Origin of the sequence: Serratia sp. 14-2641 (assembly GCF_001692375.1) — a bacterium.
Lineage (GTDB): Bacteria > Pseudomonadota > Gammaproteobacteria > Enterobacterales > Enterobacteriaceae > Chania > Chania fonticola_C.
Genome location: NZ_LXKR01000009.1, coordinates 105,396 through 126,968, shown reverse-complemented (window position 1 = coordinate 126,968; position 21,573 = coordinate 105,396). Strand labels below are relative to the sequence as shown.

Genomic DNA, 21,573 nt, shown 5'->3' with positions numbered 1-21,573 from the left:
ATAAGGCCCATTTACGCCCTTATCCTCCTGTTAGCGATGGAAGACCTATGCGCCTGATCCATACCTCCGACTGGCATTTGGGCCAGTACTTTTTCACCAAAAGCCGCGCCGCCGAGCATCAGGCCTTCTTACGTTGGCTGATCGAACAGGTGGAACAGCAGCGGGTGGATGCGCTGATCGTCGCAGGCGATTTATTCGATACCGGCTCCCCGCCCAGCTACGCCCGTGAACTGTACAACCGCTTTGTGGTGGAGCTGCAACGCACCGGCTGCCAACTGGTGGTGCTAGGCGGCAACCACGACTCCGTGGCCACGCTGAACGAATCACGTGAGCTGCTTTCCTGCCTGAATACCACCGTGATTGCCAACGCGCAAAGCGAGCTTGAGCAGCAAATCGTGGTGCTCAATCAGCTTGATGGCCAACCAGGTGCGGTACTTTGCGCCATTCCGTTCTTGCGCCCACGGGATCTGCTCACCAGCCGCGCCGGTGAGTCTGGCAACCAAAAGCAGCAAGCTCTGCAAGAGGCCATCGCCGAACATTACCAAAACCTGTATCAGGCGGCCTGTACGCGCCGCGATGCGTTGGGTTTGCCACTGCCGATCGTCGCCACAGGCCATTTAACCACCGTGGGCGTCACCACCTCGGATTCGGTACGGGATATCTATATCGGTACGCTAGACGCCTTTCCGGCCCAGGCATTCCCCCCTGCCGATTACATTGCGTTGGGGCATATCCATCGCGCGCAGAACGTCGCCAAATCCGAGCATATCCGCTACAGCGGTTCGCCAATCCCATTGAGTTTTGACGAGTTAGGCAAAGCCAAAAGCGTGTTTCTGGTCGATTTTGCCGACGGTGCGCTGCAACAGATCACACCATTGGAGATCCCCATCTTCCAGCCCATGCAGCTGATCAAAGGTGATTTGCAGCAAATAGAGGCTCAATTACAGCAGTTTGCCGATTATCAGGGCGAACTCCCGGTTTGGTTGGATATCGAAGTAGCCACTCAGGATTACCTCAGCGATATTCAGCGCCGCATCCAACAGCTGGCGGAAGATTTACCGGTTGAAGTGGTGCTGCTGCGGCGCAGTAAAGAGCAACGTAGCCAGACCATTGCCCAGCAGGATAAAGAAACCTTGAATGAATTAAGCGTCAGCGAAGTCTTCGAGCGCCGGTTGGCGTTGGAAGCCGAGATGGCCGAACCGCGCCAACAGCAGATGCGGCAGATGTTCCAGCAGGTGGTGGAAACCTTGCATCAGCATGAGGAGCCATCGGCATGAAGATCCTGAGCCTAAGGCTGAAAAACCTCAACTCGCTACAGGGCGAGTGGAAAATCGACTTCACGGCGGAACCCTTCGCCAGCAACGGCCTGTTTGCCATCACCGGCCCCACAGGAGCAGGTAAAACCACCCTGCTGGATGCCATCTGCCTGGCACTTTATCACCAGACGCCGCGCCTGGAAGTCAGCGCCAGCCAGAACGAATTGATGACCCGCCACACCGCCGAATCGCTGGCCGAAGTGGAGTTTGAGGTCAAAGGCATCGGCTATCGCGCCTTCTGGAGCCAACGCCGGGCGAAAAACGATCCGGACGGCAACCTGCAGGCTCCCAAGGTGGAGCTGGCACTGCGGGCAGACGGCAAAATCCTGGCGGATAAAATTTCCGATAAAAAAGAGCTGATTGCCGCAATCACCGGGCTGGATTTTGGCCGCTTCACCAAATCGATGATGCTGTCGCAGGGCCAGTTCGCCGCCTTCCTGAACGCCAAGGCCAACGAGCGTGCCGAACTGCTGGAAGAACTGACCGGCACCGAAATTTATGGGCGGCTATCGGCACAGGTCTTCGAACAGCACAAACAGGCGAAAAGCGATCTGGACGCTTTACATCACCGCGCCAGCGGGATTGAACTGCTCAATGATGAGCAGCGCCAGGTGCTGGAAAACCAGCTAGGGGAACTGGGGGCTGAAGAGCAGCTTCTTAACCAACAATCACAGCAGCAACAGCATCAGTTGAGCTGGCTACAACGCTGGCAAACCATCCAGCAACAGACACAGGATTATCAGCAACAGCTGGCTGGTGTGCAGCAGGAGTTCCAACTTTCCGAACCGCAGTTGCAACAGTTAGCTCGCAGTGAGCCTGCCGAGAAACTGCGCCCGTTGCTCAATGAGCGTAATCGTTGTCAGCGGGATCGTTTGGCGTTGCAGCAACAGATCGAACAGTTGGCTCAGCAGCAAGAGCGGCAATTGGCCGAACTAATCCCGTTACAGCAGCAGTTGGATCAGGCGCAAAAGGCCAGGCAAGCCCAGGCGGCACATCAGCAACAGCAGCAAACGCTGATAGATGACAAGGTGTTGCCGCTCGATCATCAGATTGCTCAGTCACAAAACCAACTGGCAGAAGCGCGTAAACAGCATGCGGAGAGCCAGCGGCAGAGCGAAGAGCTGCGGCGCACGCTGGAACAACTCACCGAAAGACGCGGCCAACTGGCTACCCTGGCGGGTCACTATCAGACCAGGCAGCTTGAACTCACGGCGGCGCTGGATAGCCAACTCCAGCAGCAAGCCACGTTAGAGGCGCAATCCCCACAGGAGAAACTGCGTCACCGCCAGACCGAACTGAGTGGCTTGCGCCCGGTTCGTCAACAGTTGTCCAAACTGGCCTTACTGTTCCAGCAGAACCAACAGCGCCTTGAGCAGCAGCGGCTCGAATTCACTACGCGCCAAAAACAGCTGACCGAAGTAGAAACCCAGCTCGATGCGGTGCGCCAGCAGTATAAACAGCAAAAAGCGCATCTGACAGACGTTGAGAAGACGCTCGAACTGGAAAAGCGCATCGTCAGTCTGGAAGCCGAACGGGCGCGTCTGCAAACCGATGCCCCCTGCCCGCTGTGCGGCTCCACGCAGCATCCGGCGATCGAGCAATATCAGGCCGTCAAACCGTCAGAAACGGAACAGCGCGTCGCTCAATTGCGCACCCAAACCGAAGAGCTGCACACTAAAGGAACAGAGCTGCGCGCACGCAGTGAAAGCCTGAAAGAGCAGCAGCAACGCCTGCAAACGCAGTTGAACCAGGAACTTGAGCAGCAGGAAAGCTATCTGCAAAGCTGGCAAACCCTCAGCGCGCCCTTGGCCTTCGACTTTACGCTGCAAGACAGCGCCCGGTTAACCGCCTGGCTGGAGACTTGCGATAGTGAGGAACAGGCCGGTCAGCAACTGCTGTTGCAGCACGAACGGCTCGCCAAGGCCGTACAGCTTGCGAAGGATGCCCTGAATGCCCTGCAAACTGAACAGCAGAGTTCGCAACAGGAAACGGCGCGGCTGAATGAGCGCTTTGAGCTACTGCAGAAAAGCCAGCAGGAAACCCAGCGCCAATTGGCACAGTGGCAACAGCAGTGCCTGACGAATGAAACTCAGCTGCTGGCACAGCGTAACGAACGCATCGCGCTGTTTGGTGAGAGAACGGTGGCTGAAGCCCGTGAGCAGTTACGCACGGCACAAATCGCCGCAGAGCACGCCTTACAACAGGCTACTGAGCTATTGCACAAAGCCCAGGAGCAGCGCGATCGCCTGGCTGGCCAGTGGGTCGGTTTGCAGCAACAACAGCAACAGCAAGCCGAACGGGGACAACAGGCCGAGCAACAGTGGCAGCAGGCCTTGGCTAGCAGTACCTTCGACGATGAGGCCGCATTCAACGCCGCGCTACTGGATGACGACGTACGCCAGCGCTTACAGCAGCACAAAGAGCAGTTGCAGGAGCGCCAGGTGCGGGCCACAACGCTGTTGGCGCAGGCCGTACAAGCTCTGGAACAGCACCGGCTAGATCGCCCTGCGGAACTGGATGAAACCCAGGTTAATATTGAGCAACTCACCACCGCGCTCAGCGAACTGGCAGAGCGGCTGAAAACACTACAGCTGCGCCAAGGTGAGGTGCGCAACCAACTGAGCAGCGATGCCGAGCGCCGCCTCAATCAACAGTCCCTGTTCGAACAGATCGCCCAAAGCCAACAGCAGTATGACGACTGGAGCCTGCTCAACCAGCTTATCGGCTCCAAGGAGGGCGACAAGTTCCGCAAGTTCGCTCAGGGCCTGACCCTGGATCACCTGGTGTATCTGGCCAACAACCAGCTTGGCCGCCTGCACGGGCGCTATCTGTTGCAGCGCAAAACCAGTGATGCGCTGGAGCTACAGGTGGTTGATACCTGGCAGGCCGATGCCCTGCGCGACACCCGTACCCTTTCCGGCGGTGAAAGCTTCCTGGTGAGTCTGGCGCTAGCGCTGGCCTTGTCCGATCTGGTCAGCCACAAGACCAGCATCGATTCGCTGTTCCTGGACGAGGGCTTCGGCACGCTGGACGCCGAGACGCTGGATACCGCGCTAGACGCCTTGGACAGCCTTAACGCCACCGGCAAAACCATCGGCGTGATCAGCCACGTGGAGGCGATGAAGGAGCGTATCCCGGTACAGATTAAGGTGAAAAAGGTCAATGGGCTGGGGGTCAGCCGACTGGACGCGCAGTTTCGCTGCGAATGACCGCGACTGAGGTTTACGTCAAGAGGTAACTACGACCAGAAATGTGATCGCGGCGACAGTACAGGCTGAAAAGCATTGAGCCAGAGCCGACAACGGTTATCATGATAATGATTACAGGATTGTCACTGTGCATACAGGCAAAACCTGACCTCCGGGATCGCTCCTGGACGTCGGGTTTTTTCGTTTTCAGCGGGCCGGGAATAGCCATGAAAATCGCTAAAATACTCAATAATAACGTAGTGATTACGCTGAATGACCATCAGGAGGAAACGGTGGTTATGGGGCGTGGCATTGGCTTTCAAAAGAAAGCCGGGGAAAGTGTGGATGAAAGCCTGATTGAAAAGGTGTTCACCCTCAACAGTGGCGAAATGAGCGAACGCTACAAAGAACTGCTGGCGGAGATCCCGCTGGCATGTGTCACCACCGCAGACAAGATCATCACCCTCGCCCGCGAGCGGTTGCCGGGGAAACTGCATAACATTGTCTATATCACGCTGACCGACCATATCCATTTTGCGCTGCAACGCCACGCGCAAGGGCTGGATATCAAGAACGCACTGCTGTGGGAGATCAAGAAACTCTATCCAAACGAGTTTGCCATCGGGCTTGAGGCGTTAACCATCATCGCCCAGCGCCTGGAAACTACGTTGCCGGAAGACGAGGCTGGGTTTATCGCCTTGCACCTGGTCAACGCGCAGCTCAATGACGAAATGCACAACACCCTGCATATCACCCGCGTGATGCAGGAGATCCTCAATATCGTCAAATATCATTTCCGTTTTGACTACAACGAGGAAACCCTCAGCTACCATCGTTTTGTCACCCACCTGAAATTCTTTGCCCAGCGCCTGCTAGGCAAGAATTACGTCAACAGCGAGGACGATTCGCTGTATCAGGTAGTGAAGGAGAAATACCGCGAGTCATTCGCCTGTGCTGGCAAGATCAACCAGCATATCGAGAAGAACTACCAGCACCAGTTGACCAGCGAAGAGATGCTGTTTCTGACCATCCATATCGAGCGGGTACGCAGCGAAAGCGAAAAAGACTACGCACCAAAGGATTAGGGTTCTCAACGTAGGGGGCTGCAAACTGCCCCCCTACGGAGTAAGGCGCTTGAGGTTTGTTACACCTGAGGCCATAACCAGGCTGCACCGCGTACACCGCTGGAATCACCGTGTATTGCCTTACGGATTGGCGTTTCGCACTCGCCGCCAAATACCCAAGGTTTCACCAGTGACGGCACCGTTTGATACAGCCGCTCCACGTTGCTCATGCCGCCGCCCAGGACGATCACATCGGGATCAAAGAGATTGATCACGTGAGCCAGAGACTTCGCCAGCCGCATTTCGTAACGCTGAATAGCCAACTCTGCCACCGCATCCTGTTGTGCAGCCAGCGCCATAATTTCGTGGCCTTTCAGGGCTTGACCACTCAACCGTGCATAGTCGGTAGCGAAACCGGTACCGGAGATAAAGGTTTCTATACAGCCTTGCTTGCCGCAGTAACAGGGCACTTCGGCGCGAAAACGCAGTTCGTCCTCATCCAACCACGGCAACGGGTTGTGGCCCCACTCGCCGGAAATGCCATTGCCCCCGGAATGCACCTGGCCGCTTATCGCAACTCCAGCCCCACAACCGGTGCCAATGATCACCGCAAACACGGTTTTTTTTCCCGCAGCGGCACCATCAGTGGCTTCCGATACAGCCAGGCAGTTGGCATCGTTAGCCAGTCGCACTTCACGTTGCAACATTGCGGAAAGATCTTTATCCATCGGCTGACCATTCAGCCAGGTAGAGTTGGCATTTTTTACCAGGCCGGTAAAGGGCGACAGCGTCCCAGGGATCCCCACACCCACCGAGCCTTTCTGGCCGGTTTTTTCCTCCGCCAGCGTCACCAGCCCGCAGATAGCCTCAAGCGTCAGCTGATAATCATGACGAGGGGTGGCAATGCGATGACGGAACAGCTCCGCTCCATCGTTAGCCAATGCAATCACTTCAATTTTAGTGCCACCCAGATCGATACCAATACGCACAATTTCTCTCCCCAATTCAGCGCGACAACAAACTTGCCGCCCAGTGTAGCGCATAGCCCGGCTCACGCCACGCTCACCGAATGTGACGCCAATGGCAATTCCCCTATCTGGCTGTGTGAAACGCGGCAGTGGACGCAAATCAGCGGGAATGAGGCGATTTTTCAGCGTCAATTCGTTATTATGCCGCCCTGCTTTTGATGAATCTGCGTGCCAAATGCACGCCCAGCCTGGGATAACATTATGCTGTGGTTTAAGAATTTGATGGTTTACCGTTTGAGCCGCGACGTTGCGCTAACTGCGGATGAAATGGAAAAACAGCTCAGCGCCTTTGCCTTCACCCCGTGTGGCAGCCAGGACATGGCGAAAACCGGCTGGGTTTCCCCGATGGGTTCTCACAGCGACGCACTGACGCACGCGGTTAACGGCCAGATCATGATTTGCGCCCGTAAAGAAGAGAAGATCCTGCCCTCTCCGGTACTGAAACAAGAGCTACAGGCCAAGATCGAAAAACTGGAAGGCGAGCAGCACCGCAAGCTGAAAAAAACCGAGAAAGACTCCCTGAAAGATGAAGTGCTGCACAGCCTGCTGCCACGCGCCTTCAGCCGCTTCAACCAGACCTATATGTGGATCGATACCGTTAACGGTCTGATTATGGTCGATGCCGCCAGCGCCAAACGCGCCGAAGATATGCTGGCGCTGCTGCGTAAGAGCCTGGGCTCTCTGCCGGTGGTACCTTTGACCATGGAAAGCCCGATCGAGCTGACGCTGACCGAATGGGTCCGCTCCGGCGAACTGCCAGCCGGTTTTATCATTCAGGATGAGGCCGAACTGAAGGCCATTCTGGAAGAAGGCGGGGTGATCCGCTGTAAGAAGCAGAACCTGATCAGCGACGAGATTGCCGTACATATCGAAGCTGGCAAGCTGGTAACCAAGCTGGCGGTAGATTGGCAGGAACGCATCCAACTGGTGCTGGCCGACGACGGCTCACTCAAGCGCCTGAAGTTTGCCGATACGCTGCGCGATCAGAACGATGATATCGAACGTGAGGATTTTGCCCAGCGTTTCGATGCCGACTTCATCCTGATGACCAGCGAACTGGCGGCCTTGATCAGCAACACCATCGAAGCCTTGGGTGGCGAAGCACAGCGCTAAAACAGAAGGGGCGCAACAAGTTGCGCCCTCTGAGGAGTGCCGGGGAAAATCTTCATCCCCGGCCAAACTGTACTGATTACTTACTCAGATAACGACACAGGTAGGCCGTCGCATCGGCAACCTGAACGTTGAATTCACTCTGCGCAGGCACAAAGAACTTCTCGCCTGGCGTAAACACCTGCCAATCTGGTGCGCCCGGTAACAGCACTTTCAATGCCCCGGTGATCACCGTCATCTCTTCCGGTTGTGCGGTACCGAAGGTGTACTCACCCTCTTCCATCACCCCGACGCTGGTACGACCGATGCTGCTACTATCGTAACCGATAGACTTCACTTTCCCGGCAAAATACTCGTTCACTTTCAGCATAGACTGGCACCTGCGTAATCATCTTTGAGGGATCTCCATATTGGGGGATGAATCCGGGTCTGTCACTGGTTTTTGATGCGAAATGCGATCGTTACGCACGGCAAAACATGAGCGGGATCAAACAATGAGTTCGGTAACCAACGTTCGGTGTTCTATTGCTCATTCAATCTGGCAGGCGTCACGGTTATTTCCGCTGTTGAAAATGGCTCAGGCTGCCATAAAGCGCCAGCAGACGGTCATATTCAGCAGGATCGTAGAAGCTGCAGGTACCACGCCCAAACTCTTTGGCCACTTCCACGGCAAATTTCACCGCCAGCGCGATATCCACTTCATGGCTGGCACCGGTGCCACAGCCCGGCACTACCGACTCAGTACAAATTGCCACACCGACCACTGGCGCTGCCGTAGCCGTTGAAGGTTGCAGGATACTGTTGAGATGATGAACACCATTACCATAGGGCGTAATGTCCTGCATGGTGATCGGGAAGGTCACTGCCGGGCGGCCACTGGTCATTTCCATGATACGCAAAAGGTCTTCCGACACCCGCAGGATGTAGCCCTGTTTCACCGTCGGTGACAGCGCATAGCCCTTGTGGTTGATAATGCGATTGCCCTTGGTGGTATCGATCGACAAAATGGCATCGGCTTGCGGCACCACTTCGTTATCATTCATCGTGACGTCATCGATGGGTGAATCCATAAAATCGACCGGATCGTGTGGGCGAGTGGGTGCGTTCGGGCAAATATGCGTAGTGATCACCACGTCACCAGGCAGAACGTCACCTTTGCGCTGCATTTCTGCCAGCTTTAGTGCACTGGCGATCGCCGCAATCGCCCCGTCACCGTCTGACACCAATCCTATGCGCGTGGGGCGAGCTCCAATACCGCCCAACCGGCCAATAATTCCCAACGTTGGCGCATCACCACCGGATTGCTTGCCTGCACTGCCAGGGATCTCGATGCGGACAAAATCCGTGGTGCCCTTCTCACCGTTGACACGATGAGTGCTGGCCTTGACCGACGGGTAGTGGGCAAACAGATCGACCACGTCCTGCCCTTTGACATAGGCATTATCAATCAGCTCAAAGACCTGCAGCGTTTGTTGCAAACTCATGTTAATCCCTCGCAAATGTTGCCTGATAGGTTTATGCCTCCCGCAATTGCAGGCACGGCGTTATTTTCCCTTGCTGGAAAAGATCGAGTTGAAGAAGTTGTATAGCGCATCACCGGCAATAAACCCGGCAGCCATGATCTCCATCGGCGCGCGGCCTTTATCCCCCCAGCGTTTGATGATCAGAATGCGCAGCGCGATACCGGCAAGCACCGCCCATCCTGCCAAGGCGTTATTAATCAGCAAACCTGTCGCAAGTAGCACGCCGAGCTGGCGTTTAGGCCCCCCAATAAACTGCACTATCGCGCCTGGTATAGCCCAAATCAGCAGGCTGGACGCAATACCGGGCTGGGCTCCTGCCTCAATGGTTTTGGCGTATACCCGGGCCACCGGTGGGATCAACTCCTGCAGGAAATAGCTGGTGTAAGAGAGATAAACCACGGGAATGGCGATCACAAAAGCAATCATGGCGGCAATCAGCTGAATACGCCGCCCCAGCAGTTCCTGCTGTAAATCTTTACCGTAACCCCGCAGGATAAAACCGGCTTTAAGATCAAAGCCCATATCGGCAAACGCCGGCCCGGTCGCTGCGGTAAATCCGGTGAGAATGCACAGCGCCAGAGGAGGGAAACCAAGCATGATCCCAACGATCAGCGTGATCAGCGCCACCGCAAATGCTGGAAACCAGCCGGAATGCATCGCCGCAATGCCGACGATCAATTCATGTACAAAGGCAGCAAACGCGGCATAGATGACAAACAGCACCAGCATGGTCAGCGACATTTCGCTGTATAGCCCGCCCCCCAAAGCCAGCATCCCGGCAATCACGACATATCCGACAGCCCCCAGACCCAAGGCTTTGCGTACTTCGCTGTCAGGTTGGGTATAGGTAGATGTCGAACTTTGATTTTTGTTGCGGATCACCTGCACCACCTGGATCAATGCCACCAGCCCGGCACCGACCATCACGCCATGCGGAATATAGTGCGCATTGATGTCGACACCGGTCAGCGGCTGGCCGTAAGCACGCAGCAGCAGGCCAACACCGAACATGCTCAGCGCCCAGATATTGCCAATAAATGCAGTACCGAAGGCCGCCATGGGGATCTTCAACATCGAGCCTGCAATCCCCACAACAACGCCGACAACCAGCAACCAGGCCTGTTTACCACCACGGTCACCAGCCTTGATAGCCTCCGCCGCCGCGACTCCCGGGGGCCAGGCATTCGCCGCCGGGAACACTTTAGTGTCAAACATCCGGTACAGCAGGTAAGCATCCAGCAGCATCGCCGCCGCTACGCCGCAAAACATCGGCAGGATCAATTGCGGTTGTCCCATGACATAAGGCACGGCAATCGGCATCAGCAGGCTATTGGCCGCCCCGAAGGTGGCTGAGGAAATTACCGTTTGGGCCAGATTCTGAGTGTGTATCGAACGATAGCGTTGGAACATGCGCAGCGGGATCCGGGCCAGCAGCATGGCGATCAGCGCACCGATAATCGAAGTATTAGGCGTCACGCCCAATGTGGTGATCAACTGTACGCCAATTATCGCCCCGACGACGGATAACAGCACCATCACCAGTAACGTACCGATATCTTTCAATGGATTACTCGTTATATCTGGTTTCATAAATCCACCCTGTGAATATCCCTGCTAAATGGCAAAAATAATATTTCGGACACAGATTGCCGATAGAGTTCCATTATTCGAAACCCTATGCAGTGAAATAAATTATTTAGTGCCTGCCTTGGCCACGTTAATGGTAGAACGACGCTCTCTACCATTAACTCATCAGCGATATGCCCTGGTGTTGGCGCGCTAATCAAGCCGGTTTACGGTGAGCTATTTGATCTGTTGCCAATAGTCATCACCGAGTTTTTCTGCCAGTTGCCGGGAAACCGTCATTAATGCCTCAAGCACTTGGGGAGAATAAGGCTGGTCCTCGGTCTGCGAGGGGAAAGAGAGGCATAACCCCACCGTCTCGCTGCGGTGCTTATTCATCACCGAGGTTGCCAATGAACTGATCCCCGGCAGCGTTTCGTTACGGGCCAATGACCAGCCCTGTTGCCTGATGGTTGCCAACTTTTGCAGCAATGCCTCCAGCGTTTTTGGAGAGTTTGCCGAAGCGACCTGGTAGCCAGCAGCAAAACGCTCACGCACCTGCTCATCACTCTCGCGCGCAAGTATCGCGCGCCCCACAGAAGTTTCTGCCGCTGGCGAACTGGCCCCCACCGGTGTCACCACCTGCAAAAAATGGCGGCCAGGCAGCGTACGCATCACCCAATTCTCCCGCCCCTCCAACACCGATATATAGCCGGTACAGAAGGTTAACTGATTAAGCTGCATCATCGCCGCCGTAGCACTTTCCACCAACGGAGTGGAAAGATAATGGCTAGCCACCCCAAGCAGCAGATAGCCAATATGGTACTGACGGCTTTGCGGATCCCGCTCTAACAGCCCCTGGCTTTCCATCGTTTGTAGCAGGCGCGATACGGTACTTTTTGGCAGCCTCAACCTTTCGACGACATCAGTAAAAGAAATCCCCCCTTGGCCATGCGTTATCTGCCGTTGAGAAAATAGTTTTAATACCGCAGCCGCATTTTCCAAGGTAGTCATGGCTCGCCTTGTTCCACTATATGGAACCCAGTTCCCAATCAATATTTAGAAACCTAAAACCCATTCCACTTATCGTCAAGCAGTTTATTTTTATCACACAGCGAAATTACAGCGAATGATGCTTTAACATTGAGAATACTGCACAGATAGCAAAGTCATTTTCCGAGATAATTGGCATATGTCCGTCTTTCAGCGTCAATATCAGCATAAGCTACCAATATTCGCTAAGTCGTCAGCGCGGTTGATACCGCTATTAAAAGATGGCGTAAGATATAAATGGCGAGAGAAGTCTCGGACAGAATGATGGAGATGGAACCAAATGCGGGGAAAAACCGATCGGGGATAGCACAACGCAGTTGAAAAAATGAAGCCGGTTTATACCGGCCACTTGTTGTTACTCCACAGGCTATTCACCCAGGCTTTCATCCTCGTAACGCCGCTTGGCGTCTAACGCTTCCCGTTCGGTTTCATGCTCGCTGATCAGCGTATCGGGTTTGGGGTGATCGGCCCGTAGCTCATACCAACGAACCTGCTTGCCCACTTCGCCCTTGTCTACGGCCTTGATACGCGCCGTTCTCGGGTAGGGAGGTTTACTCGGCATAGTGCTCTCCAATGTGATGACCTGTTGTTAAGTATAGACAACCACACTGAAATGCCAGTTATCGGCGCGACCCCAAATCCCGGTCCTGGTGTTCACCGGCCAGCAACTGTGTCAGTTCAACACAGGATTGGATCTGGCCATCACGCACGGTGAAATGGGCTAACACCCTAATCTGGCTCTGGCTGCCATCACGTTTTTCAATATTCACCCAATGATGGGTGAAGACATTTTCCCCGGCGGCGGCGATGGCGAGGATCTGAAGCTGCATGCTGCAGGTGATCTGTTTAAGCAAGGCCATATGCTGGATAAACTGCGGGTAATCTAGCGTATGACCATCCACCGTCTGGTGATAGTGGCGGCTGAACAGATTGGCAATCAGCTCGGGCTGGTGTTCAGGATTAGCTACAATTTGCTGTAAAGCCGTAAGGACAAGAGTTTGGTGAATCATGCTGTTCTCTCCGGTGTGATAGCGTCCAAAGAGCATAAAGGCAATCAGCAATGGCATAATAACCGTATCAAGATATTCAATAACGCTAATCGGCCAACCTGATGAAACTGCACAGCGAACGTTTGTTGCACGCTAAAAAACACCTGACGCCTTGGCATCAGCATCAACAGGGGCAGGTCTATCTGTTGACCCACGGCATGATGATGTTAGAAACCGCGGGGCAGCAGTGGGCAATGACTGCCGGTAACCTTGGCTGGCTTCCGCCCCACTGCCCTCATCAGGCACTGGCCTGCGGCAAGGTGATCGGCTGGATCATTTATTTACCCGAGACCTGCTGCAACACATTGGCGGCAACGCCACGCCTGACCGCCGCCAACGCCTTAAGCTCGGCGCTGGTTGAACGCATTGCACAGTTTTCTGCGCCGCTCGACATGGCGCAACAACGTTTGGTGGAGGTTCTGCTCGATGAGATGCGAAGCGAGGAGGCCGAACCGCTGCAACTACCGCTGCCACAAGATGCCCGGTTGCTGAGAATTGCCTATGGCTTATTGAACGATCCCGCCAATGATCGCCAACAAGGTGAATGGGCTGCATGGGCGGGCTTAAGCCCCCGCACCCTTAGCCGACGCTTTATGCAGGAAACCGGCATGAGTTTTTCCCGCTGGCGTCAACAAGCCAGGGTGATCCGTTCGTTAGAGGCGCTATCGGCCGGTATGCCCGTTGCTAACGTAGCCAACGAATGTGGCTATGAGAACGTCAGCGCCTATATTGCCGCCTTCCGTCAGCGATTTGGCATAACGCCAGGGCTTTATTTTACTTAGTTAATCGGCTGCAGCTAAGCGGGCGCAGCATGCGGCGCCCCTACAGCACATAGCGAGTTGGTTGGGATTGGTCAGTGATATCGTGGCACAAGATGTGGCCTGGGAAAATTACTTTACCGCCTCGCCTTGCAAGACCGCCAAGATTTGCTCGACTACCTGCTGGGGATTAGCGGTGCCATCCATAACATGGTGCGCAGCCTCCTGATAGAGAGCCTCACGTACCGCCAATACTTCCAGCATTTCTTCGGCAATGGGACGGCCAGTGAGCGTTGGGCGCTGCCCCTCCTCCGGAAACTCTGCCAGCCGTTGCGCCAATACGCTGGCTGGGGCACGTAGGTATATCACTGTGCCATGCTGACGCATAAAACGCCGGTTCTCTTCGGCCAGGATCGCCCCACCGCCAGTGGCAACTATGGTTGACGGTTGAGTTACCGCTTGCAGGGTCTGGGTTTCGCGCTGACGAAATCCCTGCCAACCCACCTGTGCGACCATTTCCGCTACGCTCATTTGCGTGGTTTGCTGCATAAACAGATCGGTGTCGATAAACCGATAGCCCAGCGCCTGCGCCAATGCACTGCCGACCGTGGTTTTACCTGCTCCACGAGCTCCTACCATAAAAATGGCTTGTGTCATTACGGGTTGTCCCTTTTGCGGTGACTGAATGCATTAGATTGCCTGCGAACCTGTCCGCAGGTCGATCGAGCGTTGGCGTTGTAACTGCATCATACCGCCCTGAATCTGTATTTCAATCTTTACGATAGTGTAAATTCCATAGCACAGCGGCTATTGGCAGTAAACCCATGCTCTACCTCCTGCGCCAGAAGATGCTGTAGATACGCATCCAACCGTGCAACAGGAATGGTGCGAAAGCCAAGGCGCTGGTAATAAGGTGCATTCCATGCCACTTGCACGAACGTCGTTAGCGTTAACCGTTGGATGCCTTGGCGCAAGGCCAGCCGGGCAATCTCTTCGATCAGGCGCTTGCCCACGCCTTGCCGCTGCCAATTGGCCGCAACCGAAAGCTCGGCGATATGCCAGCTGTGCGGAAATGGCTGCACCGCGATAAAACCGGCGATCTGCTCAGTTGGGCTAGCCATCACCCACTCCTGCTGCTGCTCGATAAAATCGACGTGCTGCCGCGGGCTCATCACCTCACCTTCGGCAATAAACTGTAACTCTGGCTGCTGGCGAAACAGCTGGGCGGCGGAACGTTCAACCGCGACCAACTGCGGGATATCCTGCGGTTGTGCCAAGCGTAGCTTCAGGCTCATGTCTGGCTCCTGGTTAGCGGCCGGCTATTTAAACAGATTTTGCCGCAGGCAGAAATCACCAATAGCGCCACAAAGTGCTATATGATAATTACTCTCATTTAAATATTCAATCAACAGCGAAGATACGCCCTGAACAATCTCAGCAGATAAAAAACCAAAAGCAGTCGCCACGCTGCGGCCTTGCAGGCTAAATTGGTATCACAACACCGGGGGATAAATATGGCTCAACAGATCGTTACGCTGACAGACTACCCACACTTTGCCGATGTCTGTGCCGCTTGGGCATTCGGCCAATGGGGTTCACAACGAGGCGGCACGCTAGAACGTACCCGCCAACGCTTTGCTTTGTGCAGTAAACCCAGCGAAGATTTCCTGACGCTGCTGCTGATTGATGGCGAGCGCCCCCTGGGGATGGCCAGCCTGTGGCCAAGTGACGACCATCATCGCATGGATCTCTCCCCCTGGCTGGCCGGTGTCTTTGTACACCCGGATCATCGTCGGCAGGGTATTGCCCAGCGCCTGGAGCAGGCGATCGTCAGCGCGGCACAACAACGCAGCCATCCCGTTCTGCATCTGATCACCGATCACAGCGAAGGGTTGTACGCCGGTTGGGGCTGGCAGACTATCGAACGCCGCCAGCAATATGGCGACGAAGTGGTGGTGATGGAAAAGCGGCTGTGATCAGCGCGGGGTACACACATACACCAACGCAGGGGGGAAGTTACGCACCTCCAACCGCCGCTGCCAATGAAAATAGCGCGAGAGCAGCTTTTCCGAGAGATGGCTGTATTGGAACAGCACCAACGTGCCGTTGTTGGCCCGTAAACGCTGCTGCGCCTGCTGCAAGATACGCACTCTTATCCTGAGCGGGATCGACAGCAGCGGCAGGCAGGAAAAAATAACGTCGTAATCGCGCTCCAGCCTTTCCGCCGAATAGGCCATCACCCGCAGGCGGCCATCATCAATCTGTTGCAGCTTGTGGACGAAGCTGGTTTGAATTTCATAGGCATCCAGTTGAGCATCGGCCCGCATGCGGCCCAGGATCCGTTTGGTCAGCACACCGTCCGCCGCCCCAAGCTCGGCCACCGTCAAGGCTTGCGTCCACTCGATCTGGTGCAACATAGCCTGGCAGAGCCATTGGGAGGAAGGTGCCAATGTGCCCACGGTTCGGGGGGAGACCATAAACTGCTGAAGGTAGGAAAAGTGATGCTTTAGTTGCAGCCGTGTCGCATTTAACATTGAGGCCTCCATCGTATGAGTTCCCCAATGTGGACTGAATTTCTTAAGGTTTCATTAACCCCATTCCGAAAACTGCCCTGATAGTTGTAATCAAATGCAACCAGGCATCATAAAATAAAAATCCAAAAGGCTGCGATAATAATCAACCAACAAAGTATTGGACAGATTATTATCCGCAGCCGTCTATTATATTGGCCAACCTCATTGGCCACTCAGCTATTTATCGTTGATTAATTAGCGATAAACTTCCGCAGTACCACGCCAAGCGCTGGAATCCCCTGGATTATCCAGGCCAATGATTCGATAGTGCGTTGCACCGTCTTCAGTCGCTTTTTGTTTCAACGCATGGATAGCGTCATCCGGTGAGCCGTTAATACCGGAAACCGACACCACGCCGATGCTCTGCATGCTGCTGGCTTGAGTGCTATCAACCTGTTTGGCACCCATGGTTGCGGCCATGGTGGAGAATGAAGCGGTGGCGATCAATGCTGCTGCGATGCATGGTAATAGTTTCATGATTGACTCCGTTATTTTCATTTGAACTCGTTCTCAGTGAGGTTAATTATGAGTTAACCATTGAAAACAGACGTCATCCAATGTAAAGAAGCTCAATCATTGTGAGCAAAATAAGGAGAAAGTGAGAGTGGGTATTTCCTGATAGCGCATAACTTTATTTATAGCGCAAATTTTACGCTCTATTTGAAAAAATTAATAATTATATTTAGTCAACAGAGATAACCCGGTTTATTTTAAAGCAATTTTCTTTCTCCCTGCCCCCGCTCAGCGGATAATTGGGCCAAACCTGGCCCAATTATCCGGCAGACATTCTTCTATCAACTTACTGCACCTGTTCAGCGCAATGGTTCTGGCAGGGTCAGCACCCACAGTTCGCTCAAGGACTCTGGCTGTACCAATGGCCGCAATTCAATCGTCGTGTTTACCGGTTTACCTGCCAAACTCAGCTTTCCTTGCTGATCCAGCTGATAGTCGCCAATCTTCTTCCCTTCAGGCTCAGCGTTGACCAGCTTGGCCTGCAAACCAAAGTCGTTGTCGTTAATCACCGCCAGTGTGCGATTGTCGATCAGCGCCAATCCTTCCACCTTCTCCTGCTGCCAACCCAGTTTACGCAGATCGACCACTTCACGTTTCTGGGCCAGCTTCACCCCACGCTTGGCCAGTTCGCTGGTATCAGCAAATTCCAACGCCTTGCCCTGGCCATCGAACGACGTCAGATCGCTGGCCTGGCTAAGATCAACCAAATAGATCTTGTTCATCATTTGCTTGTCTTTGTCACTGCCCTGTTCGATCAGCAGGATATGTTGATTATCAACCGCCACGATATCGCCAATCTTGGCATCTTTGGCTTTCTGGTAACGGGCGATATCGATCGGATAACCATACATGGCCGTTTTGCCACTGGCAGGGTCAAAGCTGACTAAACGGGTAAACTGCGCCTGGTTCTTGCTCTTGCCATCGATATCCAGCGTGCTCTGCACCGCGGCCAGGATCCGCCCATCCGGCAACCGGGTTACGCCTTCAAAACCCCGGTTCGGTTGACGCCATTTAATAATGTTTGGCAGACCGCTAGCAACCGCTTGCTCCCCCGCTAACGGCGTTGGGCCATATTTCGCCAGAATTTTACCCTGGCCATCGATATGGATCAGGAAGGGGCCATATTCGTCACACAGCCAATAGCCCCCTTTGCCGTCTGGCGTGATCCCCTCGGTATCCAACCCGCGTTTGTCACTCGCCAGCGGCTTGAGCGTATCCGTCAATGCCACTTCATTCGTTGAGCCAATCAGGTTGCCAGGCAACGGCAAGCCGCTAACAGAGCCGTTATCATCGTGCAAAGGACGGGCTTGGGTGGCAATGGCCTTACCGCCACCAATACGGATTTCCATCAATAGGGGAACAAAGGCCGGGTTGGCAAAAATCTTGGCCTCCTGTTTGCCGACTGCTGGCGCATCGGCGTTCGGGCCACGATCGGTCACGGTGGTCAGCAGTAGATCCCCCCCTTCCTGGCCATTAAATACCAGCCCGGAACCAATCCCTACCGGTAGCCCATTGGGAAACTGGCTGGCAAAAGCGCCGGAATAGCCCACTCGATCGCCATCAGGAAAGCTGACGTTGTAACGAGCAACGCCAATATCGGCAGCATGGGACAACAGCGGTAATAAAGAGGCCAACAACACGCCAAGCGGTTTGATTCTCATAGCATTAACTCTTTGTAAGGGAAAGTAACAGCCTGAAAGCCTAACCACCAACGGTGACACTTTCATGACAGCTGAGTCTAATTCAGCAGATAACAAATAGAAATAAACAATCAGCCCTTCATTATTGAGTGATAAAAACCAATTGAAAAATAAGAATTTACCCATACGAAAAATAAAACACGGAATTAATCCTATATAAAATAGGAAAATTACCCATAAGCAAGATAAAAAAACAGCAAAAAATAAGATAATTTCTTAAAATATTCGCTTTAACATAGACAAAATAAAAAGATAGGGCTTTAATACCGGCCGTAATCGAAGGTGTGCGCGAAAATTTATGCTATAGGCCACTACAATATTAAAAAGGTGCTCTATAGTTTTAATGCTAACGTCCGTTAGTTTGTTCCCCCAGCAGGATGGAATCTATGTCAAAGCGACTTTTTGCCGAATTTTTCGGTACTTTTTGGTTGGTGTTCGGTGGTTGTGGTAGCGCAGTGCTGGCCGCAGCCTTTCCTCAATTAGGTATTGGTTTTGCTGGAGTTGCTTTAGCGTTCGGCCTTACCGTGGTCACCATGGCCTATGCTGTTGGCCATATTTCTGGTGGGCACTTTAACCCAGCGGTCACAATGGGATTATTTGCAGGCGGCCGTTTCCCTGCCAAAGATGTTATTCCCTATGTGGTTGCCCAGGTGATTGGTGGTATTGCCGCCGCCGCGGTGCTTTATTTAGTTGCCAGCGGTAAAACCGGCTTTGATGCAACTACCAGCGGTTTTGCTTCTAACGGCTATGGCGAGCATTCACCGGGTGGTTATTCTTTGCAGGCCGCCATCGTTATTGAATTAGTACTGACCGCATTCTTCCTGATCGTTATCCATGGTGCGACAGATAAACGCGCACCGGCAGGCTTTGCGCCTTTGGCCATCGGCCTGGCGTTGACACTGATCCACCTGATCAGTATTCCTGTTACCAATACCTCAGTTAACCCGGCACGTAGTACCGCCGTGGCAATCTTCCAGGGGACCTGGGCGTTGCAACAGCTGTGGGTATTCTGGCTGGTACCGCTGATCGGCGGTGTTATCGGTGGCTTGATCTACCGTTGCCTGTTGGAAGACAAGAAGTAAGTATGGATTTTCAGGGCAGCCCGCAACGGCTGCCCTGAAATTTTAACCTTTTACCGCTTCGAACATCATGATGTCACTGGTAAATGAGCCATCGGTCTGAATGGCAAAGTGTTGGCGAACATCTTCTGCCACCCCCTGCTGTAACGCACGGATCGCCGTGACAAAATGCTCAGGCGTACGCATCCGGGCCACCCAACTGCTGAACTCCAAATCCAGACGATCGGCCGTGACTTCCCGCACCAGCAACCCAGACTCAGTAAACATGCTCAACCACTCACCCGGTGCATAGTTACGCACGTGCGAAGTATCCCGCAGCACTTCGACCGTTTGCAGATAGATATCCAATAACGGATGCCCAGGGGAAACCACATCCATAAAGATGGCTCGCCCGCCTGATTTCAATACCCGTTTAACTTCACGCAATGCCCGACCCACATCGTGCCAATGGTGTGCCGAGTAGCGGCTGATCACCACGTCAAAGCTGGCGTCATCAAAGGGTAAGTACTCCGCCACGCCCTGCTGCACCTGAATATTCGCCAATCCCTTTTCCTGTGCCGCGTTGCCGACCACCGTCAGCATCTGCGCCGACAGATCGTACGCCACCACCTGCCCAACATGGGCCGCAGCGGTAAAGCTGGCATGCCCTGCCCCACACCCCAGATCGAGCAAGCGGGCATCGGTACTCCCTGCCAACAGCTTGGCCAGGCGTTGCAGGTCTTTCCCTTGCGCATGTACCGCACTGGTCAGGTAGGCATTGGCCTGTTCGCCAAACTGGCGGTCGACCGCATTTTTATGGCTGTTGCTGATGCTCATAGCTGCTCCCATTATTATCTGGCTTACGCCTGTGCCGAGATGGCTGGTAATGACTATAATCAAGCAGCTATACGGGTACAATATGAGCAGTTATCCTAGTATAAACAGGTACCACCCTAATGGAATCAGACGCAATTTCCAGCCAGAAAGCCCTTGGTGCCTTTTTACGTGCGCACCGCGAGCGGGTCACGCCAGAAATGCTGGGCCTGCCCACCGCCACACGTCGCCGCACCAGTGGTTTACGCCGTGAAGAGTTGGCACAAATCAGTGGCATCAGCGCCACCTGGTATACCTGGATAGAACAGGGGCGCGAGGTGTCGATTTCCCCCTATACGCTGGCACGCATCGCCACCGCGTTACGGCTGGGACATGCCGAGCGGCACTATCTGTTCACCCTGGCACATATCACCGATCCTGAAAAAGAACAGCCGCAGGAAACGATTAATGCCGCCGTACTGCAAAGCGTGCATCAAATGACCGTGCCCTGTTATCTGCTCGATCTCACCTGGAATATGGTGGCCTGGAACCCACAGGCGGAGGAGCTGTTCTGCGATTGGCTTAAGCAGGCAAAAACCCCCAACCTGCTGCACTTCATGTTTTTTCACCCTCAGGCGAAGATGCTGGTCAGTGACTGGGAAAATCGGGCTCGACGAGTGGTGGCCGAGTTTCGTGCAGAAACCAGCCATCATCAGGGAACGGAAGAGATACGTGCCTTTGTGCGCAATATGACCCACAACAGCGACGCTTTTCATCATTGGTGGAAACAGCAGGACGTGATGGCCCGTGAAGGCGGCGAACGTACCTTCAGCCACCCACAGCAGGGGGAGCGGCATTTTCAGCAAGTAACGTTCTACCCGGCGGAACACAGCGGGTTGAAGTTGGTTATGTTAATGCCGTTACGCTAGCCCGCTAAAAAATTAATGCGCCTGGCAAACGGCGTTAGGGGGTTTGGTCACTGTCAATCTTCGCCAGAACCTGGCGGTAAGCTTTGACTTTCTGGCGTTTTTTCAGCCAGGTAGTGGTTGAAACGACAAAAATGGCGCCGGACATGGCCAATACGCCGGTGGGATGGCCATAAAACGCCATCAGAGCAAAGTAAGCGGCTGAAACAATTGCCACCCATTTCGCCGAATTGCCGACGGCATTTTTTTCTAGACTCAACCGACGGAGTGCTTCTTCTTCACTGATTCCCATACGCGCTCCTTGTGAAATTAACACTCCATTATATGTGGAAATACCG

General features: G+C 54.1%; 22 protein-coding genes. 8 read left to right on the top strand and 14 right to left on the bottom strand.

Annotated elements, in window-relative coordinates:
- Positions 1-47 precede the first annotated feature (47 nt).
- From sbcD to A6U95_RS06420, 3 genes are all read left to right on the top strand, one after another.
- Entirely contained in the window at positions 48-1,277 is a 1,230-nt protein-coding gene (gene sbcD / locus A6U95_RS06430; protein WP_065683903.1) for an exonuclease subunit SbcD, read from the top strand.
- Positions 1,274-4,525 (top strand): exonuclease subunit SbcC, encoded by a 3,252-nt coding sequence (sbcC, locus tag A6U95_RS06425; protein ID WP_065683902.1) that lies wholly within the window; start codon positions 1,274-1,276, stop codon positions 4,523-4,525. The genes sbcD and sbcC overlap by 4 nt, the downstream gene beginning before the upstream one ends.
- Before the next feature lie 206 nt (positions 4,526-4,731).
- Positions 4,732-5,589, top strand: a complete 858-nt coding sequence (locus A6U95_RS06420; RefSeq protein ID WP_065683901.1) for a PRD domain-containing protein — start codon at positions 4,732-4,734, stop codon at positions 5,587-5,589.
- Between the two features lie 59 nt (positions 5,590-5,648).
- Here the strand turns inward: A6U95_RS06420 and mak are convergent, their stop codons facing one another.
- Positions 5,649-6,557, bottom strand: coding sequence for a fructokinase (mak, locus tag A6U95_RS06415; RefSeq protein ID WP_065683900.1), 909 nt, complete (start codon positions 6,555-6,557; stop codon positions 5,649-5,651).
- 240 nt (positions 6,558-6,797) lie between these two features.
- Between mak and rdgC the strand changes: the two genes are divergently transcribed.
- Positions 6,798-7,709 (top strand): recombination-associated protein RdgC, encoded by a 912-nt coding sequence (gene rdgC / locus A6U95_RS06410; protein WP_065683899.1) that lies wholly within the window; start codon positions 6,798-6,800, stop codon positions 7,707-7,709.
- Positions 7,710-7,785: 76 nt separating this feature from the next.
- Here the strand turns inward: rdgC and ppnP are convergent, their stop codons facing one another.
- The 6 genes from ppnP to A6U95_RS06380 form a co-directional block, all read right to left on the bottom strand.
- Positions 7,786-8,076, bottom strand: a complete 291-nt coding sequence (gene ppnP / locus A6U95_RS06405) for a pyrimidine/purine nucleoside phosphorylase (protein ID WP_021180225.1) — start codon at positions 8,074-8,076, stop codon at positions 7,786-7,788.
- A gap of 184 nt (positions 8,077-8,260) precedes the next feature.
- A complete protein-coding gene (locus tag A6U95_RS06400; RefSeq protein ID WP_065683898.1) occupies positions 8,261-9,190 on the bottom strand; it encodes a DUF1177 domain-containing protein in 930 nt (309 codons plus the stop codon).
- Between the two features lie 60 nt (positions 9,191-9,250).
- Complete coding sequence (locus A6U95_RS06395; protein ID WP_021805522.1) at positions 9,251-10,819, bottom strand: OPT/YSL family transporter; 1,569 nt, start codon at positions 10,817-10,819, stop codon at positions 9,251-9,253.
- Between the two features lie 213 nt (positions 10,820-11,032).
- Positions 11,033-11,806, bottom strand: coding sequence for an IclR family transcriptional regulator (locus tag A6U95_RS06390; protein ID WP_065683897.1), 774 nt, complete (start codon positions 11,804-11,806; stop codon positions 11,033-11,035).
- A gap of 406 nt (positions 11,807-12,212) precedes the next feature.
- Positions 12,213-12,407, bottom strand: coding sequence for a YaiA family protein (locus A6U95_RS06385; RefSeq protein ID WP_021180227.1), 195 nt, complete (start codon positions 12,405-12,407; stop codon positions 12,213-12,215).
- Between the two features lie 58 nt (positions 12,408-12,465).
- The gene (locus A6U95_RS06380; RefSeq protein WP_065683935.1) at positions 12,466-12,855 is read right to left on the bottom strand and encodes a nuclear transport factor 2 family protein; all 390 of its coding nucleotides are present in this window, start codon (positions 12,853-12,855) and stop codon (positions 12,466-12,468) included.
- Between the two features lie 98 nt (positions 12,856-12,953).
- Between A6U95_RS06380 and A6U95_RS06375 the strand changes: the two genes are divergently transcribed.
- Positions 12,954-13,676 (top strand): helix-turn-helix transcriptional regulator, encoded by a 723-nt coding sequence (locus A6U95_RS06375; RefSeq protein WP_065683896.1) that lies wholly within the window; start codon positions 12,954-12,956, stop codon positions 13,674-13,676.
- Positions 13,677-13,784: 108 nt separating this feature from the next.
- On the opposite strand, the gene aroL is transcribed toward A6U95_RS06375, so the two are convergent.
- Both aroL and A6U95_RS06365 read right to left on the bottom strand, forming a co-directional pair.
- A complete protein-coding gene (gene aroL, locus A6U95_RS06370) occupies positions 13,785-14,309 on the bottom strand; it encodes a shikimate kinase AroL (RefSeq protein WP_065683895.1) in 525 nt (174 codons plus the stop codon).
- Positions 14,310-14,428: 119 nt separating this feature from the next.
- Positions 14,429-14,947: a GNAT family N-acetyltransferase gene (locus A6U95_RS06365; RefSeq protein WP_065683894.1), complete on the bottom strand. Its 519-nt coding sequence runs from the start codon at positions 14,945-14,947 to the stop codon at positions 14,429-14,431.
- A gap of 219 nt (positions 14,948-15,166) precedes the next feature.
- Here A6U95_RS06365 and A6U95_RS06360 point away from each other — a divergent pair, with 219 nt between their 5' ends.
- Positions 15,167-15,628: a GNAT family N-acetyltransferase gene (locus tag A6U95_RS06360; protein ID WP_065683893.1), complete on the top strand. Its 462-nt coding sequence runs from the start codon at positions 15,167-15,169 to the stop codon at positions 15,626-15,628.
- Here A6U95_RS06360 and A6U95_RS06355 read toward each other — a convergent pair whose 3' ends face one another.
- The 3 genes from A6U95_RS06355 to A6U95_RS06345 all read right to left on the bottom strand — a co-directional run bounded on the left by A6U95_RS06355 (position 15,629) and on the right by A6U95_RS06345 (position 18,399).
- Entirely contained in the window at positions 15,629-16,186 is a 558-nt protein-coding gene (locus A6U95_RS06355) for a methyltransferase (RefSeq protein ID WP_065683892.1), read from the bottom strand.
- Positions 16,187-16,420: 234 nt separating this feature from the next.
- Positions 16,421-16,702 carry a DUF1471 domain-containing protein gene (locus tag A6U95_RS06350; protein ID WP_065683891.1) on the bottom strand — a complete coding sequence of 94 codons (282 nt, stop codon included), beginning with the start codon at positions 16,700-16,702 and terminating at the stop codon, positions 16,421-16,423.
- Between the two features lie 335 nt (positions 16,703-17,037).
- The gene (locus tag A6U95_RS06345; protein ID WP_065683890.1) at positions 17,038-18,399 is read right to left on the bottom strand and encodes an esterase-like activity of phytase family protein; all 1,362 of its coding nucleotides are present in this window, start codon (positions 18,397-18,399) and stop codon (positions 17,038-17,040) included.
- Between the two features lie 425 nt (positions 18,400-18,824).
- Here A6U95_RS06345 and aqpZ point away from each other — a divergent pair, with 425 nt between their 5' ends.
- On the top strand, positions 18,825-19,520 hold the full coding sequence (gene aqpZ, locus A6U95_RS06340; RefSeq protein ID WP_065683889.1) for an aquaporin Z: 696 nt from the start codon (positions 18,825-18,827) through the stop codon (positions 19,518-19,520).
- Positions 19,521-19,562: 42 nt separating this feature from the next.
- On the opposite strand, the gene A6U95_RS06335 is transcribed toward aqpZ, so the two are convergent.
- Complete coding sequence (locus A6U95_RS06335; RefSeq protein WP_065683888.1) at positions 19,563-20,333, bottom strand: class I SAM-dependent methyltransferase; 771 nt, start codon at positions 20,331-20,333, stop codon at positions 19,563-19,565.
- A gap of 119 nt (positions 20,334-20,452) precedes the next feature.
- Between A6U95_RS06335 and A6U95_RS06330 the strand changes: the two genes are divergently transcribed.
- Positions 20,453-21,238, top strand: coding sequence for a helix-turn-helix transcriptional regulator (locus tag A6U95_RS06330; protein WP_065683887.1), 786 nt, complete (start codon positions 20,453-20,455; stop codon positions 21,236-21,238).
- Positions 21,239-21,272: 34 nt separating this feature from the next.
- Here the strand turns inward: A6U95_RS06330 and A6U95_RS06325 are convergent, their stop codons facing one another.
- Positions 21,273-21,527: a hypothetical protein gene (locus tag A6U95_RS06325; protein WP_021180237.1), complete on the bottom strand. Its 255-nt coding sequence runs from the start codon at positions 21,525-21,527 to the stop codon at positions 21,273-21,275.
- Between the last annotated feature and the right edge of the window lie 46 nt (positions 21,528-21,573).

Coding starts and splice junctions, on each gene's coding strand:
- sbcD (WP_065683903.1), top strand. CDS start 48: ATGCGCCTGATCCATACCTCCGACTGGCATTTGGGCCAGTACTTTTTC.
- sbcC (WP_065683902.1), top strand. CDS start 1,274: ATGAAGATCCTGAGCCTAAGGCTGAAAAACCTCAACTCGCTACAGGGC.
- A6U95_RS06420 (WP_065683901.1), top strand. CDS start 4,732: ATGAAAATCGCTAAAATACTCAATAATAACGTAGTGATTACGCTGAAT.
- rdgC (WP_065683899.1), top strand. CDS start 6,798: ATGCTGTGGTTTAAGAATTTGATGGTTTACCGTTTGAGCCGCGACGTT.
- ppnP (WP_021180225.1), bottom strand. CDS start 8,076: ATGCTGAAAGTGAACGAGTATTTTGCCGGGAAAGTGAAGTCTATCGGT.
- A6U95_RS06400 (WP_065683898.1), bottom strand. CDS start 9,190: ATGAGTTTGCAACAAACGCTGCAGGTCTTTGAGCTGATTGATAATGCC.
- A6U95_RS06395 (WP_021805522.1), bottom strand. CDS start 10,819: ATGAAACCAGATATAACGAGTAATCCATTGAAAGATATCGGTACGTTA.
- A6U95_RS06390 (WP_065683897.1), bottom strand. CDS start 11,806: ATGACTACCTTGGAAAATGCGGCTGCGGTATTAAAACTATTTTCTCAA.
- A6U95_RS06385 (WP_021180227.1), bottom strand. CDS start 12,407: ATGCCGAGTAAACCTCCCTACCCGAGAACGGCGCGTATCAAGGCCGTA.
- A6U95_RS06380 (WP_065683935.1), bottom strand. CDS start 12,855: ATGATTCACCAAACTCTTGTCCTTACGGCTTTACAGCAAATTGTAGCT.
- aroL (WP_065683895.1), bottom strand. CDS start 14,309: ATGACACAAGCCATTTTTATGGTAGGAGCTCGTGGAGCAGGTAAAACC.
- A6U95_RS06365 (WP_065683894.1), bottom strand. CDS start 14,947: ATGAGCCTGAAGCTACGCTTGGCACAACCGCAGGATATCCCGCAGTTG.
- A6U95_RS06360 (WP_065683893.1), top strand. CDS start 15,167: ATGGCTCAACAGATCGTTACGCTGACAGACTACCCACACTTTGCCGAT.
- A6U95_RS06355 (WP_065683892.1), bottom strand. CDS start 16,186: ATGTTAAATGCGACACGGCTGCAACTAAAGCATCACTTTTCCTACCTT.
- A6U95_RS06350 (WP_065683891.1), bottom strand. CDS start 16,702: ATGAAACTATTACCATGCATCGCAGCAGCATTGATCGCCACCGCTTCA.
- A6U95_RS06345 (WP_065683890.1), bottom strand. CDS start 18,399: ATGAGAATCAAACCGCTTGGCGTGTTGTTGGCCTCTTTATTACCGCTG.
- aqpZ (WP_065683889.1), top strand. CDS start 18,825: ATGTCAAAGCGACTTTTTGCCGAATTTTTCGGTACTTTTTGGTTGGTG.
- A6U95_RS06335 (WP_065683888.1), bottom strand. CDS start 20,333: ATGAGCATCAGCAACAGCCATAAAAATGCGGTCGACCGCCAGTTTGGC.
- A6U95_RS06330 (WP_065683887.1), top strand. CDS start 20,453: ATGGAATCAGACGCAATTTCCAGCCAGAAAGCCCTTGGTGCCTTTTTA.
- A6U95_RS06325 (WP_021180237.1), bottom strand. CDS start 21,527: ATGGGAATCAGTGAAGAAGAAGCACTCCGTCGGTTGAGTCTAGAAAAA.